The organism is Cyclonatronum sp. (assembly GCF_022565315.1).
Classification (GTDB): domain Bacteria; phylum Bacteroidota; class Rhodothermia; order Balneolales; family Cyclonatronaceae; genus Cyclonatronum.
Map to the genome: position 1 here is coordinate 17444 of NZ_JAIUMX010000029.1, position 17907 is coordinate 35350.

Here is a 17907-nt window from a genome sequence, read left to right on the forward strand (position 1 = left end):
GGTTAGGGCATTCAAACAGCAAATGAGGGGTGAATGTTTGCCCGAAGGGTATTGTTTTGTAACAGAGTGCGTTTCCCGTTTGCTGCCTGAAATCCCTGCATACATCCCTTATTTTTTTTGATTCTGATATGATTCGTCTCCTGTCCGCTTTAGTTTTTTTTACTGCAACTGTGCTGCTGTTCGCTCCGGCTGAGCTTGTTGCCGGCAATCAGGCCGGGCTCACCGATGCTGACCGCGGCCGCTCCCTTTTTGAAGATTTTGATGAGCGCCGCCGTGCCATCACCTACGAGACCAGCGTGATGGAAATGCGGATTATCGACCGCAGGGAGCGTGTGCGCAGCCGCACCATGCGTACCTGGAACTACGCCGGCGCAGAGGCTACCCGCAGCCTCACCATGTTTGAGGCGCCGGCCGATGTGCGCGGTACCGGGCTGCTCACCCTTGAAGAAAACGGCACCGAAACGCAGCTGCTCTACCTGCCGGCCATCGGCCGCGTGCAGACCGTGAGCGGGAGTCAGCGCGCCGAGCGGTTTCTGGGCAGCGATTTTACTTTTGAAGATCTGGGGAATCAGAACCCGGATGAGTTTGATTTCGAAATCCTTACGGACACCGATACCGAGCTTAAAATAAAGGCCGTGCCCAAGCGGGAAAGTCAGTACGCATGGATTCACTTCATCCTGGATCCGCAGCGGATGGTGCTGCTGCAGGCGGATTATTTTAATGAAGCGGGTGAGCGTTTCAAAGAACTCACAGCCTCTGACTATGAACAGGTGCGGGAGGGCATCTGGCGGCCCGGCACCATGATTATGCGCGACCTCGAAGCCGGGCGCCGCACCGAAATAAAGTGGCAGGAGCGGGTTTTTGATGAGCCGATTCCGGACCGCTTTTTCACTGAAAGGCAGCTGCAGCGCGGGCTTCAGTAGCAAATAATTCCCGTTCTCGAAAACGACTCAGGTATCATGCCGGTCGGCTACACCTCCCCGCAGAAAAAACCTGCCAGTTTAAACACAAGCGCCCCGCCTGCTGATGCCGTATCTTGCGCTATTGGATACAAATGACACATCGGCTGGTCGGGGCCTCTTTGTGATTTGGAAGGATGTAAAAGATTCCCGTTTTTAGCTACAAAAACAAGACCTAAAACCATGATGTACAGAGCGATAAATCCTTCAACCGGTGAAGCCCTCAAAGAATACCCGCTGCACGGAGTTGCGGAGGTTGAAGGTTTTCTGGAAGAAAGCTTTGCGGCCTGGCAAAGCTGGCGTGGCGTACAGGCTGAAGCGCGGGCCCGGCTGCTGATACGGCTCGCGGAGCTGCTTGAGCGTGATAAGAACCGCCTCGCACAGCTGATGTGCGATGAAATGGGGAAAGTGCTGCGCGAAGGGGTTTCCGAAGCCGAAAAGTGCGCCAAGGTGTGCCGCTATTATGCCGAAAACGGTGCAGCATTTCTGGAGCCCCGGTCCATCCAAACCGAAGCCGCCAAAAGCTATGTCGCTTATCGTCCGCTTGGGCCGGTCCTCGCCGTGATGCCCTGGAATTTCCCGTTCTGGCAGGTCTTTCGGTTTGGGGCACCCGCGCTGATGGCGGGCAACACCATTTTGCTGAAGCACGCCGAAAACGTGCCGGGCTGTGCCGAAGCCATTGCAGCACTGGTTGAAGAAGCCGGCTTTCCGGATGGCGTGATGCAGAACCTGCGCATCAGCCATGAGCAGGCCGCGAAGGTCATCGCGGATTCGCGGGTGCGGGGCGTAACCCTTACGGGCAGCACCAAAGCCGGCCGGACCGTTGCCGAAACGGCCGCCCGCAACCTGAAGAAAACTGTGCTCGAACTCGGCGGCAGCGATCCCTACCTCATTCTGGACGACGCGCCGCTTGCCCAAACCGTAGAAGCCTGCGTAACAAGCCGGCTGCTGAATGCGGGTCAGAGCTGTATCGCGGCCAAACGCTTTATCGTTACCGGAAAAATTTATGATGCGTTCACCGAAGCCTTCACAAAAGCCATGCAGGCAAAAGTGATGGGCGATCCGCGGAATGAAAGCACCGATTTTGGCCCGCAGGCCCGGCATGATCTGCGGGATGCGCTGCATGCGCAGGTTCAGGAAATCATCCGGAAGGGCGCGAAAGTGTTGCTGGGGTGTGAAATGCCTGCCGGTGCCGGCGCCTTCTACCCGGCAAGCGTGCTCGCAGAGGTGAAGCCGGGTATGCCGGCTTTTGATGAAGAGCTTTTCGGACCGGTAGCGGCCGTAATCCGGGCGAAGGATACGGAGCAAGCCGTGCAGCTGGCCAATCAGACGAGCTTCGGGCTGGGTGCAGCGGTTTTTACTGCCGACGCAGCATTCGGAGAGAAACTCGCCGCTGATGGCCTGCACGCCGGAAGCTGCTTCGTGAATGATTTCGTGCGCTCCGATCCGCGGCTGCCCTTTGGCGGCATCCGTGAATCCGGCTACGGCCGCGAGCTTTCCCTTTGGGGCATACACGAATTTGTGAATGTGAAAACGGTTTATGTAAAGTAGCTTCGTGCGTAGTCCGCTATCACCAAAATCATCACTGAAATTTAAGGAAGCTGGTTTGCCTTTTCTGAAAGCTGAAAGGGCACGGCAGCTGTCATCCATCGCTAAAAAATAAAAAAAACAAACACATGCATTGGTTAGGAATCTGGCGTTCGCACACGGTAAGTAAAGTTGAGCCGAAGGGCTGCCACCTGGAAACCCCGGAAGGTCCGGCCTTTCTTTCAAAAAGCGAATATGAGGAGGGACCTGAAGTTGGAGGTGCTGTCGAGGCGCTCATTTATCACGATTACGACGGATTTCTGACGGCTACCCGGCAGCGTCCGCATACGGAGGTCGGGCGTTTTGCGGCGCTCCGTATCAAAGCAGCCGGCGACAAGGGCGCTTTCGCGGACTGGGGCCTGGAGAAAGATTTGTTCATTCCGCATGCCGAGCAGCTTGAGCCGGTAGTGAAAGGCGGAACATACCTTACTTTCACCTATGTGGATTCGCAGAGCGGCCGCATTACGGCAAGCACGCGGGTTGACCGCTTTGCCCGCGATGTGGTGGAACCGGAAGACCGGGAAGTTTTCCCCGAGGCCGGCACAGAGGTTTCGCTGCTGATTTCGCGCAAAACGGATCTGGGTTACAAAGCTGTGATTCTGCTGGAGAAGCCTTACAGCGGAACCCTGTACCACAACGAGGTTTTCAAAAAGCTCACTGCGGGTCAGCCTGAAACCGGCTATATCAAACAGCTTCGGGAAGACGGCAAGATTGACCTCAGCCTGCGCAAGCCGGGCTATGAGGAGGTGCTTGACTCCAAAGAGCAGATTTATCAGAAGCTGGCCGCCGCAGAGGGCGGCTACCTGCCGTATCACGATAAATCGGATGCAGATGAAATCCGCCGGGTTTTCGCCATGAGCAAGCGCACGTTCAAAGCCTCCGTTGGTGGTCTGCTAAAAGAAGGGCGCATAGATTTGCTGCCGGATGGCATCAGGATCCATCAGGACTGAACAAGCGCATGAAATCTGTCAATCTTTTTTTAAATTGATTCGTACAATACCGCATATTATCCCACGGCAGCTGCTTAGGTCTGCTGGTATATTTTTAACTTATTAAGCTCAAACGGGTTTTGTTATGGCAAAATTAAAGCGCTCTACTTCCGATAAAATGTTATTTGGCGTATGTGGCGGGCTGGCCAGACACTTTGATATGGATGCTACGCTGATCCGCGTAATATGGGCCATTCTGGTTGTTGTGGGCTGGGGTTCACCAATCCTTGTTTACCTCATTATGGCTATCATAATGCCGCCGGACTAAAGGCTGAATTAACCATTGGGTTATAAAAAACCGGGATGACTCTGAGTCAAACCGGTTTTTTTGTATTATGGATCAGCGGGGCTGGCCCGGCCTGTTAATTTGCCGGTAATCGATCAGGAATTCGTCGATAAGGGAGAGTACTTCGGGCTTGAGGGTTTCGACCCGGTTTACCCCTATAAAGCCGAGCGAGCCGGTTTCCCATGTTGTGGCTATGGAAGAAATGCTTGTGTTGCGTACAGGTGAAACTTCCTGCTTGAAGCGTACTTCCGCGCGGTAGGAGTAAAAGCCAAGCTCACTTCTCACCGTGTTCAGGTAAACATACAAAAACGGAACACCAGGCTGTCGCGACCATTCAACTTCATTCATCAGGCGGATTCCGGCCCGGCGCAGGCGCTGTGCAACCTCAATCTCGAGTTCAGCACGGTTAAGGCCGTCGATTTCTACGGTGCTTTCTTCAAATTCTACAATCAGTAAAAAGGCGGTTATGCCCTGCAGGCTTTGTTTTTGGTCGGCGGTAAAACGTTGTTGTGCCTGAGCAGAAACGGCGCAAAGTAAAATTGAAAGGGCAAGAAGACCCTGAAAGAAGGTACGTGACATAAGTGAGCAAAAACTATTTGAGTAACTGAAAATAAATTCACAAAATATAGGTATAAATGCTGTGGTTTTGATAAATTAAAAAATTCTAATATTTGTACTGTTTCAGGCAAAATCAAACCTAATCAATCTGTGACCGACCAACCGAAAAATACCTATCACCCCTGGTATATTAAGCTGACCTTCATTCTTGCGATGCTCAGCCTGATTGTTTATGGTATGGTTGTGGCTAAAGCAGTGCTGATACCGCTGTTTTTTGCAGTTTTCTTTGCTGTACTGCTTTCACCACTGTGCGGTAAACTTGAAGACTGGCGCGTTCCGCGTGTAGTTGCAGCTCTTTTAAGCCTATTGCTTGGAATTGGTGTATTGGTGATTACAGGCATCTTTTTTTACACGCAGATAGTTGGTCTGGCTGATGATGCCAGCCTTGTGGAAGAACGTATCCGTTCCCTATTGCTGCAGTTTGAAGATGTTGCCGGCGCTTACGTTGATGTGGATTTGGGTGAACTCGTTAGCACGATTCCTCAAAATATGATAGGGTATGTAACAGACAATGTGGAATCTCTCAGCAGGGGGGTGCTTTCTGCGGCCTCAACACTAACTACTTTTTTTATCATTCCTGTTTATGTGGTTTTGTTTTTGCTTTTTAGGGATTTCCTCAAAGAATTTATCATTCGCGCTTTTTCATACGGAGATGAAGCCCGTATGCAGCGGCTTATCGATAAGGTGAAGTCAGTTGTTCAGAACTACATCCTTGGCATGCTTATTGTAATTCTTATTCTTGCGGTACTCAACAGCACCATGCTTTGGGCATTTGGGGTGCGGCATGCCCTGTTTTTCGGAGTATTTGCAGCAATGCTCAATATTATCCCTTTTGTTGGCCCGCTCATAGGGTCTGTACTGCCGATTTTTTACGCCCTGCTTACCATGGATTCCCTGCTGATACCTTTGTTAGTATTGCTTGGTTTTTACATTATTCAGCTTTTCGAAAGCAATTTATTCACTCCTTCTATTGTTGGCAGGCAGGTAAGCCTTAACCCCCTGGTAACGCTGGTGGCTATTTTCGTAGGCGCCCAGATTTGGGGCCTGGTTGGGATGATTCTGTTTATCCCGGCAAGTGCTGTGCTGAAGGTCATTTTTGATGAATTTGATTCACTCAAGCCATACGGGTTTTTACTCGGCAAGGCTGATCAAAGCCATCGCAAAAGAAAAAGTAAGCTTGCTTTAAAAGTGCAGGATATTTCTGAACGGTTTAGCGAGCGTGCAAATAAAATGATTTCTGATACTAAAACTGAGCAGGAGCAAAAAAAACAGCAGGAGCAAAAAAATACAGAAGGTCCTTAAACTTAAACGTAGTATTCGGCAGGCTCGATTCGCAGTAACCATCGAAAGGAAATGAAAAAAATATTAGTTGTAGAAGATGAAATGATGTTGCAGATCGTGATCACGAAAATGATCCAAAAGGCCGGTTTTGAAGCGATTGACCGGGTGAAATCTGCGCAGGCAGCTTTTGATGCTGTACGCAAGCATGGCCCGGATATGATTCTGATGGACGTTAAAATAATAGGTGAAACTGATGGTATCGGGGCTGCACGGGAAATAAGGGGCTTCTCCGGGGTTCCCATTATTTTCCTTACAGGCTTTAGTGATGCAGTTAGTGAAAAAGACCTGACAGGCCTTGAACCCTGTACACTTTTAACAAAACCATTCGACTATCAGGAGCTTGCCGGTGCAATCGCCAAAGCTTTTGAGCTGGCTGAGTCAACCGAGTAAGTATGATTAAATACAGTACTCCTGGTTTCAGCCCGGGGCTTGATGAGCTGATTAAAGCACATCAGATTATTCAGCCCTGGATTCATCGTACGCCGGTTTTTACCAACAGCTGGTTCAATAAGAAAAGTGGTGCTGAGCTTTTTTTTAAATGTGAAAACTTTCAGGTTTCAGGTTCTTTTAAAGCGAGAGGTGCTGTTCATGCCGTTTTTCGATTGTCTGCTCAGGATGCAGCAAGAGGCGTGGCAACACACTCTTCGGGCAATCATGCGGCCGCACTCTCGCGGGCTGCAGGCCTGCGCAATATACCTGCTTACATCGTAATGCCCGAAAATGCACCAAGCGTGAAGGTGAATGGGGTCAAAAACTACGGCGGTATAATACGTTTTTGCGAGCCTGTGCTTGAAGCACGCGAAACCGGTCTGCAGGAAATTGTGCGGGCAACGGGTGCATATTTCATTCCGCCCTACAACCATGAACACATCATTTTAGGGCAGGCCTCTGCGGCTTTGGAACTCATGCAGGAAGTGCCCGGGCTCGATATTATTATAGCTCCGGTGGGCGGGGGCGGGCTGCTCTCCGGAACATCCCTTGCTGCCAAACGCCTCAGGCCGGACATCACCGTTTACGGAGCTGAGCCCGAGCAGGCTAACGATGCCTTTCTGTCGTTCAAAGCCGGGCATATCATCCCGGCAAACCCGGATACCATAGCCGACGGACTCCGCACCTCGCTGGGCGACATCACCTTCGGTGTAATCAGAACCTTCACAGATGACATCCTCACCGCTTCGGAAGCTCAGATCATTTCGTCTATGCGGGATGTTTGGGAAAGGATGAAAATCATCATCGAGCCTTCCTGTAGTGTGCCCCTGGCGGCCATTGCATCGCGCCCGGAGCTTTTTGAAGGCAAAAAAGTGGGTGTTATCCTTACCGGCGGAAACGTGGACCTGGATAAGCTGCCCTGGAGTCCGCGCTGATCCCATTCGGTTTTCCGTATCTCAGAAAAATCTTCTGAACAAATTGATGATGATGGTGAGCACAATGCTCAGCACAATCATGGTCACTATCGGGAAATAAACGCGGGTGTTGCCCCGCTCCATGCGGATATCGCCGGGCAGGCTTCCGAGCCAGCTCAGTTTGCTGCCAAAAAATACGATAAGGATGCCGAGCGCCACAAGCACGAGCCCGGTATAAATGAGAAAACGGCCAATTTCAGGAGTCATGAGGGCGTATGATTTTAGGGGGATGCCGAATTTGTGCCGCGATGATTAACCCGCAACCCTAAAGCCGGCTTTTTGTCTTTCGGGTATGATTTGGTTACCTTAAATGCAACCTAAACAGGGAATCCGCTTCCGGATTTTCGCCACATTTTTAAGGTAAAACAGAATATGATTACCCTCGAAGATAAAACAACCCTGCTTGAAGCTGCCAAACAATTTGGCGAAACGCTGAAAGCATCTTCTGAATATGAACGCTTTCTGGAAGCACAGAAAGTTTTCAATGCTGATGCCGATGTGCAGCGGATGGTGGAGCAGTATAACCAAATGGTGCAAAAATTGCAGCTGTTGCAGCAACTGCAGGAGAAAGATGATGAACTCATGGCCCGGTACCGCGAGCTGAACCATCAGATCGAAACACACCCGCTAATCCATGAGCTTATGAATGCGCAAAAAGCCTGGAAAGCGCTCACAGAAGAAGCCAATGCTGCGCTCACCCAAAAACTCGGCTACGATTTTGCCGATATGGCCAAACCGGAAGGCGGCTGCTGTTAAGCAGGCTCATTTCCCTTAATACTGATTTTTATACTATGAGTATCCAAAACGAAAGCGTTCAAAAAAGCCTCGAAACCTTTGCCGATGCCCTGCTTGCATCTGAACAGTCCGCTGCATTTGTAAATGCACGCAGCGCATTTGAAAGCGATGCAACGGCAATGGACCTTATGACGCGCCTCAACACCCTTTCCTTCGAACTTAGCAGGAAGCAACACGCCGGTACCATTGAGCAGCATGAGATTGAGCAGTACAAGGGCATTCAGCAGGAGTTTATTAACAACCCGGTTGTAGCAGAGCTTGAGCAGCGCGAGCGCATGCTTGTTGAGCTGCTGCGGGAGTGCAATCAGGAAATCAGCGGCATTCTCGGCCTCGATTTTGCCAAAGATGCGACACCTTCTTCCTGCGGTTGCGGCAGCTGATTCTGCCTTTGAATTCATCATTCTGAAAAAAAAGCCACCGCTGCGGTTTGCAGGGTGGCTTTTGCTGCTTTTGGGAGCTGTACACTTCTAAACGCGGCTAAGCTGCGGGTCAGTCAAAAAAATCAGATGGTTTTGGAGAATACCGGCTTTTCCTTGTGCTGAGCCATGTAGGCATCAAACACCATCGCAATATTCCGAACAAAGAACCTGCCTTTGGCGTGTACCTGAATGCCTTCCTCTGTAATGCTCACGATGCCGTCTTCTTCCAGGGGCCGCAGCCGCCTGATCTCATCACGAAAGTGGACTTTTGCGTCAATTTGCCAGGTTTTCTGCAGCTCGCTGAACGTCATGCTGCGGCTGCACATCAGCTGCATAATTACGCTTCGGCGCAGCCGGTCTTCATTGGTTAGCCGAAGGCCTTTAACCCAGGCATTGCCGCGGCTGTCGATGGCTGCCTTCCAGTCATCCAGTTCTTTTTCGTTCTGGAAGTAAAAATCCCCCACAGAGCTGATGCTCGACATGCCGAGGGCGTAGAGGTCGAGTCCGTTCATGGTGCTGTAGCCCTGGAAATTGCGCTGCAGGCTGCGGTCACGCAGGGCAACACTGAGTTCATCGTTGGGCTTGGCAAAGTGATCCATGCCGATATGCTCAAAACCGCTCTGCTCCATGAAAGCGATGCCGTCGAGCAGCAGCTGCAGTTTCAGGTCAGCATCGGGGAGCTGCTTGTCTTCCAGCAACTTTTGAGCCGGTTTAATCCACGGCACGTGCGCGTAGCTGTACATAGCAACGCGGTCAGGATCAAGCGTTTTAATTGCTTCGAGGGTTCTGGCAAAACGCTTCCGGTTCTGCATCGGAAGCCCGTAAATGACGTCCAGATTAATCGAGCTGATGCCGGCTTCACGAAGGATATCCATGCACTTCTGCACCATTTCCATCGGCTGTATGCGGTGTATGGCTTCCTGTACTTCCTCGTTCACATCCTGAAATCCGATCGAAGCCCGGTTCATCCCGTAAGCCATCATCGCCGTTAAATGCTCGCGGGTGAAGGTCCTCGGGTCGAGCTCAACGCCGAATTCGGCATCCGCTGCAATATTAAAATATGTGTGCAGCATCTCCCCGAGCCGACTAAGCTGCTCCGGGGTGAGAAAGGTCGGAGTGCCGCCTCCGTAGTGAACCTGCTTAACCACGTGCTCAGGGTGCAGCAGCGCCGCGTAATATTTCATCTCTTTCTCGAGATAATCGAGGTAATCGTCAGCTGCCGATTTTTTTTTGGTAATAACGGTTGTGCAGCCGCAGTACCAGCACAGGGAGGCGCAAAACGGAAGGTGCAGGTACAGCGAAATGTCGCGCGGCGAGCTGTTGCGGGCCTGCAGGTAGCTGCCGAGGCTTACCGGCTCCAGAAGGTCGAATTGGACCGCTGTTGGGTAAGATGTGTAGCGCGGGCCGGGAACATTGTATTTTTTTATCAGGGAAGCAGTAGCAGACATAGCAACAGCAGCGGTTTGAACGGTTTGCGTTGGAATCGTTAGTGAAAACAGGTTCAGTTCAGTTTGAAAATCTATTTATAACATTGATATTAGAATATAGCAAGAGTACAGGAAATTACCAAGTCCGGCTGCTGCCCCAACCTCATGCCTGAGGAACGCTGAGCATGCGTACAGGTACAAGCTCCCGGCACCTGCAGCAGCCGGCAAAATTCACCCCTTTGGGTGATACCGCTTAATGATCAGGAAACCTATGTTACAAGGGTGATTTTTAATCATAGATAGATAAAAACCTTCTTTGCCTGAAAGGCAGGAAGGTTTCTTTTTTGGTGACAGTGATGTGCCGCGTTGCAGATTTGCTGCAGAAATGTTATTTCACAGCTTGTTAATATCAGCTTAACGCTTAATCTCCTATTTTTCGGGGCTAAGTGCCGTTAACTGAAATTTTTCTGTAGCTGTTTCCTTCAACCATGCATATTAATCCAGGCCTGTCTTCTTTTTTCGCTTTGAAACACCTGATCAGTATCGTAGCCGTAATTCTCTTCACAGCTGCATTCACCGCAGCTGTTTCGGCACAAAGAGGCGATGCGCAGCCCGCTGTTTCTGAGGCGGTGATCCCCGTTTTTCTGGTGATGGAGGATGCGGACCTAACGCGGCTTTACCGCCGGAATCCGCGCTCGGATGACCGCCTGCCGGGTTTTGTGCGCTGGAGCGAGCGCGGTCGGGTGCAGGGCCTCAACGGGGTCCGGTTTCGGGGGAACACGTCGCGCTATCACGTGCGGAAATCGTTCAACATCCGGTTTAACCGGCCGCAGCAGCAGTTGTTCGGAGGCGACCGCCTGAACCTGAACGCGATGTTTACCGATCCCTCGGGGATGCGGGAGCGTATTGCCTGGCAGATGTTCCATGAGTTGGGTCAGCCGGCCTCCAAAGTGCGGTACGTGGCGCTGCACATCAACGGCAACTACGAAGGGCTGGGCCTTCACATTCAGCGGATTGACGAGCTGCTGCTGCGTCAGAGTGGCCTTGATCCGCGGGGCACGCTTGTGCGCGACTTCACCCGAAGGCGGGCTGCCGAAGCCGGACTCGACCGCCGCTCGATATTCGGCTTCGACCTCAGCACTGTGGCCGATCAGCCGGCTTTCCTGGCACAGATGTTCGAATCGCGCTGGGCGCCCGACTACGCCGCCATCGCCGAACTGCTGCAGTGGGTGCACGACACGCCCCCCGGCGAAGCCTTCGAGCAGGGCCTGCGGCAGCGTTTCGATGTGGAAAACCTGACCGACTGGCTCGCTATTCACTACCTGATCGGGGATGTGGACGCCTTCGGCGACGACTTCTGGCTGTACCGCGGCCGTGGCGCAGGCGACAAATGGAAGATCATCCCCTGGGATCACGATCTCAGCTTTGGCCGCAACGAGCGCGACGGCCTCACCGAAAACCGGGAGCTGGGTCAGTTCGGCCGCGGTCTGGTGCAGCTCAACGATTATTTCGCCTACGAATACCCGCTCGACGATGCCGGCTGGGACAACGCCCTCATCGTGAAATACCATCAGTCGCCCGGCCTGCGCGCGCAGTTTGAAGCCCGCATCCTGCAACTGATGGATGAGGTTTTTACTGAAGAATGGTTCGATGCACAATTCGAAACCCTCGAAAAGGTGACTGCGCCCTACATGTCGCGCACCCGCGACGGCAGCGGTGCTTTCAACCTGCATGAGCGGCAGCATCACGGGGAGTTGGGGCGCTGGGCATATCACAAAGAGAACCTGCGCGATTTTGTGGAACTGCGCTACGCCTTCATCCGCAGCATGCTGCTTTTTGACGAGCCGGTGGCCTATCACAATTATTTCAGGGCAGATTTCACGGAGGGACAGTCCGGTCGGGTGCTCATCACTGATGATGCCGGCTGGACCTTCGGCGCCCTCGATCTGCACGAGACAAGCGTTACCGGTAATCCGTCGCTTCTGATTTACCTCAGATCAGCCCCGGAGAACGACGGCATTCTCAAAGATTACTTCGTTGAGGTTGAAGGGGGAAGCATCCAAGCCCCCATCACCCTGTTATACCGTAACGACATTGCCCCCGACGGGCGCGACAACTGGTACAAATACACCGATGCCGTTGGCCGGCAGTGGGAGCTGCAGATCTTGCAGGATGGCCGCGCCCATGAAAGCCGGCCCAACCCCTTTTCCAACAAAATCAGTACGGAGCTTCTGCTCGAAGGCAGCCACCTGATTCAGATCATGCATGCGGATTAAGCCGTACAGCGCCGGATAAATCCCGACAGACTTTGGCTGCGCACTATTGCTACGGGCATAAAACTGTCGTATATTTAAAATCTACTCTGAAATGATTGCCCGGGTGGCGGAATTGGTAGACGCGTGCGTTTCAGGGGCGTATGTCGGCAACGACATGGGGGTTCGAGTCCCCCCCCGGGCACAGTAACAAATCTTAAAGCCTTGTGAACATTATGTTTGCAAGGCTTTCTTTTTGGGATGTTACCAGATTTGTTACCAGTATAATGTGCTCAAAATAAGGTCTCCGGGGGCTTATGCCGGCAAACCCGGGCAGAAGTGTTCAGGCCAGATTCTCAAAAAGACTGATTTTAAAAAAACAGCTGTCCCGGCTCAGAATGAGCGCATCGCGTGCCGGAAAAGTGCGAAAGATTATACAGCCGTAAAAACTTACAAACCATAATTCCGGCTTAAGCGTTTAGCTTCCTTCCTGTTTAACGCTGCTACAAAAATTATTGCAGTTGTTAGGAAACTACGTAAATTTGGCGCGGCTGCATTCAGCAGCCGTTATCTACAGACAAAAAAAACAATTCTTAATTTAAATTGTATGACAAACACTTCTACCTTCGCGGGTCTTTCCCGCGGCAGCAGCGCAATCGGTGCGTTGAGCCGGCCTTCACTTTTATTATCAGCGTTAGCAATTGTGCTGTTTCTGACCTTCCCGCAAAACCAACTGAAGGCTCAGTTTTTTGATTTCAACATGGATTCCACCTTCGGCGTAGCGCCTATCGGTCCCGGTTTCGAGCCCGATCCGCTTGTGATTGTTATTGATGCAGGCGGCATGATAGATGCCGCTTATCTGGGTGGGGAGTGCGTCGGTTTTGCGGCAGCAGCACCCGATTACCGCGTGAACTGGAGCAGCCGCGGCACTACTGCCCTTCGTTTTATTTTTGAAGCGCACAATCCTAACGACGACACAACCCTGATCATCAATGCACCCGACGGAAGCTGGTACTGCAACGACGATGCTTTCTCCGGCACTTTTAACCCGATGGTTATTTTCGACAATCCGGCTGCCGGTCAGTACGACATCTGGGTTGGTACCTACAGTGCCGGACCTACCGTGACAGGCAGACTGTACATTACCGAATACGCAGCCGTTCCCGGCGAAATGCAAGCCCTCGCCAATCAGTCAGGCAATGATGCAAGCCTTGACGTAAGCGGCGATGCTATTTTTGAAGACATCACCCTTCGCGCGGGCTTCACGCCTGATCCGGCACAGTTCAGAGGCATCGCCGGCGGTACGGTTGATGTGGCAGCCAACTTCAGCAGCGGCAGCGATTGTGTTGGCTTCGCCTCGCAAAACCCGGACTTCCGCCTTTTCTGGACCGGCGACACCTCCGATCTGCGTGTTTTCTTCGAGGCCGATAACGATGGCGACGACACCGTGCTCATCATCAACACCTCGAACGGCGCATGGATCTGCAACGATGACGCCCACTTCAACACCCTCAATCCGTCGCTCGACCTGCGGGGCTACCCGGCAGGCCGTTTCGACATCTGGATCGGAACCTTCCGCGAAGGCCAATACCTCAACGGTACGCTCAACATCACCGAGCTTGATATTCAGGTGAAGTAAACAGCACCGGGATTCCCGTTACCAAAGCCGCTTTCGCATTTGTGAGAGCGGCTTTTTTTATGGGGTGATGGCTTCACGGGCCTGAACCCGGCTTTCCTGCTGCGGCACGGTGAGGCTGCAGCGGCTCAGCGGCTGGTAGGGCGTGCTGAGCGGGTTGCCATGCCGGTACGCCATTTCGAGCTGCATCTCCGATTTGGTTTGCAGCAGCCGGACTTCGGTGATGCTCACCGTTTCCTTGTCCGGCAGCTGCATGGCAATTGAGTAGGGCTGCGGCTCAGGCTTGGCTGATTGGTGCGCTTCGAGCAGCGCCTCAGACGGAATGATGCCGCCGTGTTGTTCCCGGAGCCGGCCGAAAACCTCAGCCCGCAGCTGCTGTGTTTTGTCCTGCTCGAGACCGGCCGATACGACCGGCATAGGCGGTTTTGAGGTGAATTCGAGCTTCTCCCCGTTCCAGTGCCACATTACCGGATCTTCGACGCCGCTGAAAACCACGAGGTTGAACGGATTGTGGGGAAGCGGCGCCTCACCTGTTTGTACCATGAAATCCCGGATGTCTTCGGGGCGGCCGTTGCCCGCTGTGATGAGCCTGCGCACCAGCAGGCCGCGGCTCTTGTTTTCGCCTGCGTAGTTTTCAGACGATTTACCCATGTAATCGTTGAGCAGGCAAAGAATTACGCCGCGGTCGTTTGCGGCAATCCAGGTGCCTCCGCCCTGCGGATCGACCGGCGCCATGTATCGGATGCCGTTTTTCCGGAAAAAACCGGGCGGCTTACCGGGTACACGGGCCAGCATTTCATCACGGTTGAAAGCAAGATAAAGTTCGTTTCGGGTGGCGTTCAGTTGCCAGCTTAGGGTGCACATGTTCAGAGCAGAATCTGGTTGAGGGTCGGTGCGCAATATAACGGGTTACGCCCGTAAAGTACCCAACTAAAGAACAGCCCCGGCGGCTGGCCGGCTTAATTGGCGTATTCCACAAAAAAAGCACGGGACATTCCGCCGATTTGGGATTGTTCACAAGCACGAAAGACAGTGATGCTCACGGAGTTCCCCCCAAAAAATAACGCGTCCCTATTTTATGAGCATCATTTTTCGGGTGAGCTGCTGACCCGCTGCCGTTAGCCGGTACAGGTAGAGGCCGCTTGCGAGCGCGCTGCCGTTGAACGCCAGCTGATGGGTGCCCGGGGTATGCCAGCCGTCGGCCAGGGTAGCGACCCGCTGCCCCTGCAGGTTGTACACGCTGAGGCGTACCTGCGCTGCTTCGGGCAGCTCGAAGCGGATTTGGGTGACCGGGTTGAAGGGGTTGGGGTAGTTCTGGTGAAGCTGCATGCGGGCGGGCAGTTCGGCTTCGGGTTCGGCGGAGACCGGAATGGCGTCGCCGAGCCGGAGGATGAGGGCGCCGTGTGCGGGCAGGGCTGGCACCACAATGCGGTTGCCGGCCTGTACGCTGAGGGTGATGCTTTCGCCGCTCAGCAGCTCATCGAGGGTGTAAGTGCCCGGCTGAAGGGCGGCCCCCGCCAGAGTGAAAGCGGCATCGGAAACGGCCCCGGTGCCGGTGTTGATGGCAACGAGCAGCTGCTCCTGCCCGTAGCTGCGCAGAAAGCCGAACAGGCTGTTCCGGCTGGCTTCGACCGGGATGTAGTCGCCGATGCGCAGCGCTATTTCCTGATTGCGCACCTGAATGAGGCGGCGGTACCAGTTGAGCAGTGAATGCGGGTCCTGCTGCTGAACGGCTACGTTACGTATCTGAAAATCCGGGTTGAGGTTGATCCAGGGTGTGCCCGTTGTGAAGCCCGCGTTGGGGCCGTCGGTCCACTGCATGGGCGTGCGGATCTGCGGATCGGGCTTGGCGCCGCGCATGCCGATTTCTTCCCCGTAATACAAAAACGGCACCCCCGGAAGCGTGAGATAGATGGCGGCGGCCGTGCGGGCTTTGTTCCAGTCGTCGCCCAGCTCGTTCATCACGCGGTTTTGGTCGTGATTGGTGAGGAAGGTGGCGTATTGCAGGTAGTTGTAGCTGTTGTGAACTTTCTGCATTTGCGTGCGCAGGCCGCGGGCGTCGCCGTTGCGGGCCGCGCTGAGAATGGCCGACGCCAGGTCGAATTCAAAAGCCAGGTCAAGGCGGTCGTTGGTGACGTAGGGGATGATGTTTTCCGTGTTCGTCCAGGCTTCGCCGATCGTAACGGCTTCGGGATTGTTCGATTTTACCCGCTCGTTGAATTCGGCCCAGAATGCGAAGGTTTCTTCGGTGTGCTCCAGCTGCGAGCCGTCTTCAAAAATGTAGGTGACCGCATCGAGCCGGAAGCCGTCAACGCCCACATCGCTCAGCCAGAAATCTGCGGCCTGAAACAGCTTCTCCTTTACTTCTTCGTTGTGGAAATTTACATCGGGCATGCCATGCCAGAACAGGCCATAGTAGTACGAGCCGCCCCAGGAGTGCCAGACCGGCTGCCCCCAGGGGCCGTTGTAACCGGGGTGAGTGGCCGACCAGCGGAAGTAGTCGCGGTAGCCCGGCACATTGTTGCGCGAGTTGATGAACCAGGGATGTTGGGAGGAGGTGTGATTGAGCACGAAATCGATGATGACCCGGATGCCGCGGCTCTGCGCTTCTTCCACGAAGGTGCGGAAGGTTTCCAGAGTGCCGAAATCGCTGTTCACGCCCAGGTAGTCGGTTACGTCGTAACCGTGATAGCTGGGGGAAGGATGGATGGGCATGAGCCAGATGCCTGTGATGCCGAGGCTTTCGCCGCTGTCAGGGTCGCCATCGTTGAGGTAATCGAGCTTTTCGATCATGCCCTGAAAATCGCCGGTGCCGTCGCCGGTAGTGTCGAAAAAGCTGCGGGCAAACATCTCATAGAAAACCGTGTGGTTCCACCAGTGTGTTTCGGTGCTTTCGCGGAGCTGCACCTGCACCACATCGCTGAGGCTGAGCGTATCGGCCAGATTTTCGTGTCGGGCAATGAGGGTAACGCCAAAGGAGCCGGTGTTCGGATAGCTCACAGCGGGATTTCGCTGCTGTGAGGTAGCAGGCACACCGCCCTCAAAGTGCCACTCCCACGCGGTGACTTCCCCGCCGGAGAGGTCGCTGAATGAAACTACGCCGTTTTCGAAAATGCTTACGGACTGTGGCGAAAAGCCCGCAACAGGCGGTCCGTCGGGCGGCAGCTCGTCGTTGTACCAGACCGAAATTTCGTTGGGCCCGGCGGTTACGGTGTAGCTGCGGTTGGGTCCGCCGCCGGGAAATTCCTCGCGGCCGTCCCATGCGCCGTCGATGCGGAACTTGAACTGAATGGTTTGCCCCGGCGTGAAATTTTCAAGGGTGATGTGATAGATGCCGTCGCCCTCGGGATCGGCCAGGACCTGCGGCGTACCGCCCCAGCTGTTGAAGGTGCCGGCGACATCCACAAAGTTGGTATCCGGGTTAAAATTGCCGAGGCTGACCTGATGGTTCATGTTCACCGAAAAGGTGACAGGCACCTGCTGAGCAGAAGCTGAAGTCGTAGCCGCAGCGAGCAGGCCGGCAAAAGTGAAGGATAGAAAAAGAACCGTACGAAAGAAAAGAGGCATAGAGGGTGAAGTAAGTCCAAAATTGTAAGCGCTTTCAAAATAGTTCGTTCGGGTGTGAGATACAAACGGAGTTGGAGGGAGGGCCGTGGGGCAGTGTGTCATTGCTTCGGGTTTAATGATTGGGTTTTGTGCTTTAACCTGAGCTAAGAGGTAATTAGCGCTTGAAACATCTTCTAATATAAATCCGCGTAAATCCGGCCGATCCGGTGAATCCGCGTGCCGTCATGTGGGCGGACCTCACCCCAACCCCTTGTACCCTAAAACCCTGCAATCCAGAAAATGTCATATCGAACGCTTCTCATTTGGTACGATGCTGACGGTGCCCCGAAGCCGGGACAATCCGCGCAAATCCGGCCAATCCGGAAAATCCGCGTGCCGTCATGTCGGCGGACCTCACCCCAACCTCTCTCCTGAAAGTGCAACGAGGCCTTACGGGCATGGTCTTCAGGAGAGGGGCTTTTGTTTCGGGGTTGTTTTGGGGTTTTGGGGCCCTGGTTGCGACTTTTTTTTCTTTCGCTGCAAAGACCTGACAGGTTTTGAAAACCTGTCAGGTCTGGCCCATAAGCCGTTTACCACCCCACCCCGTCATCCCGGAAAGGCCCGCTCGGTGCCATTTAACAAGCTCACA

General features: G+C 53.6%; 17 protein-coding genes and 1 tRNA gene. 13 read left to right on the forward strand and 5 right to left on the reverse strand.

Going from position 1 to position 17907, the window contains the following annotated elements:
- The first annotated feature begins 128 nt into the window (after positions 1–128).
- From LAT75_RS06755 to LAT75_RS06770, 4 genes are all read left to right on the forward strand, one after another.
- Positions 129–923: an outer membrane lipoprotein-sorting protein gene (locus LAT75_RS06755; protein ID WP_291481878.1), complete on the forward strand. Its 795-nt coding sequence runs from the start codon at positions 129–131 to the stop codon at positions 921–923.
- Between the two features lie 219 nt (positions 924–1142).
- On the forward strand, positions 1143–2510 hold the full coding sequence (locus LAT75_RS06760) for an NAD-dependent succinate-semialdehyde dehydrogenase (protein WP_291481879.1): 1368 nt from the start codon (positions 1143–1145) through the stop codon (positions 2508–2510).
- Positions 2511–2635: 125 nt separating this feature from the next.
- Positions 2636–3496 (forward strand): S1-like domain-containing RNA-binding protein, encoded by an 861-nt coding sequence (locus LAT75_RS06765; protein WP_291481880.1) that lies wholly within the window; start codon positions 2636–2638, stop codon positions 3494–3496.
- A gap of 124 nt (positions 3497–3620) precedes the next feature.
- Entirely contained in the window at positions 3621–3803 is a 183-nt protein-coding gene (locus LAT75_RS06770) for a PspC domain-containing protein (RefSeq protein ID WP_291481881.1), read from the forward strand.
- Positions 3804–3875: 72 nt separating this feature from the next.
- On the opposite strand, the gene LAT75_RS06775 is transcribed toward LAT75_RS06770, so the two are convergent.
- Positions 3876–4400, reverse strand: coding sequence for a hypothetical protein (locus tag LAT75_RS06775; protein ID WP_291481882.1), 525 nt, complete (start codon positions 4398–4400; stop codon positions 3876–3878).
- Between the two features lie 129 nt (positions 4401–4529).
- Between LAT75_RS06775 and LAT75_RS06780 the strand changes: the two genes are divergently transcribed.
- The 3 genes from LAT75_RS06780 to LAT75_RS06790 are packed head-to-tail and all read left to right on the forward strand — an operon-like array spanning position 4530 to position 7144.
- Positions 4530–5741 carry an AI-2E family transporter gene (locus LAT75_RS06780; RefSeq protein WP_291481883.1) on the forward strand — a complete coding sequence of 404 codons (1212 nt, stop codon included), beginning with the start codon at positions 4530–4532 and terminating at the stop codon, positions 5739–5741.
- 51 nt (positions 5742–5792) lie between these two features.
- The gene (locus LAT75_RS06785) at positions 5793–6170 is read left to right on the forward strand and encodes a response regulator (protein WP_291481884.1); all 378 of its coding nucleotides are present in this window, start codon (positions 5793–5795) and stop codon (positions 6168–6170) included.
- A 2-nt stretch (positions 6171–6172) separates the two neighbouring features.
- Positions 6173–7144, forward strand: a complete 972-nt coding sequence (locus tag LAT75_RS06790) for a pyridoxal-phosphate dependent enzyme (RefSeq protein WP_291481885.1) — start codon at positions 6173–6175, stop codon at positions 7142–7144.
- Positions 7145–7165: 21 nt separating this feature from the next.
- Here LAT75_RS06790 and LAT75_RS06795 read toward each other — a convergent pair whose 3' ends face one another.
- Positions 7166–7390: a DUF2905 domain-containing protein gene (locus LAT75_RS06795; RefSeq protein ID WP_291481886.1), complete on the reverse strand. Its 225-nt coding sequence runs from the start codon at positions 7388–7390 to the stop codon at positions 7166–7168.
- Positions 7391–7555: 165 nt separating this feature from the next.
- Here LAT75_RS06795 and LAT75_RS06800 point away from each other — a divergent pair, with 165 nt between their 5' ends.
- Together LAT75_RS06800 and LAT75_RS06805 are read left to right on the forward strand one after the other, a co-directional pair.
- On the forward strand, positions 7556–7939 hold the full coding sequence (locus LAT75_RS06800; RefSeq protein WP_291481887.1) for a YlbF family regulator: 384 nt from the start codon (positions 7556–7558) through the stop codon (positions 7937–7939).
- A gap of 35 nt (positions 7940–7974) precedes the next feature.
- Positions 7975–8358, forward strand: coding sequence for a YlbF family regulator (locus LAT75_RS06805; RefSeq protein ID WP_291481888.1), 384 nt, complete (start codon positions 7975–7977; stop codon positions 8356–8358).
- 122 nt (positions 8359–8480) lie between these two features.
- Here the strand turns inward: LAT75_RS06805 and hemN are convergent, their stop codons facing one another.
- On the reverse strand, positions 8481–9845 hold the full coding sequence (gene hemN / locus LAT75_RS06810; protein ID WP_291481889.1) for an oxygen-independent coproporphyrinogen III oxidase: 1365 nt from the start codon (positions 9843–9845) through the stop codon (positions 8481–8483).
- A 503-nt stretch (positions 9846–10348) separates the two neighbouring features.
- Here hemN and LAT75_RS06815 point away from each other — a divergent pair.
- The 3 genes from LAT75_RS06815 (at position 10349) to LAT75_RS06825 (ending at position 13715) form a co-directional block, all read left to right on the forward strand.
- Positions 10349–12100, forward strand: coding sequence for a CotH kinase family protein (locus LAT75_RS06815; protein ID WP_291481890.1), 1752 nt, complete (start codon positions 10349–10351; stop codon positions 12098–12100).
- A 97-nt stretch (positions 12101–12197) separates the two neighbouring features.
- A tRNA-Leu gene (locus LAT75_RS06820) sits at positions 12198–12281 on the forward strand.
- 402 nt (positions 12282–12683) lie between these two features.
- A complete protein-coding gene (locus LAT75_RS06825) occupies positions 12684–13715 on the forward strand; it encodes a hypothetical protein (RefSeq protein ID WP_291481891.1) in 1032 nt (343 codons plus the stop codon).
- Between the two features lie 57 nt (positions 13716–13772).
- On the opposite strand, the gene LAT75_RS06830 is transcribed toward LAT75_RS06825, so the two are convergent.
- Together LAT75_RS06830 and LAT75_RS06835 are read right to left on the reverse strand one after the other, a co-directional pair.
- Positions 13773–14576, reverse strand: a complete 804-nt coding sequence (locus tag LAT75_RS06830) for an NRDE family protein (RefSeq protein WP_291481892.1) — start codon at positions 14574–14576, stop codon at positions 13773–13775.
- Between the two features lie 207 nt (positions 14577–14783).
- A complete protein-coding gene (locus LAT75_RS06835) occupies positions 14784–17279 on the reverse strand; it encodes an alpha-amylase family glycosyl hydrolase (RefSeq protein WP_291481893.1) in 2496 nt (831 codons plus the stop codon).
- Between the two features lie 250 nt (positions 17280–17529).
- Between LAT75_RS06835 and LAT75_RS06840 the strand changes: the two genes are divergently transcribed.
- Positions 17530–17907 (forward strand): hypothetical protein (locus LAT75_RS06840; RefSeq protein ID WP_291481894.1); only part of this gene is annotated, 378 nt, incomplete at its 3' end.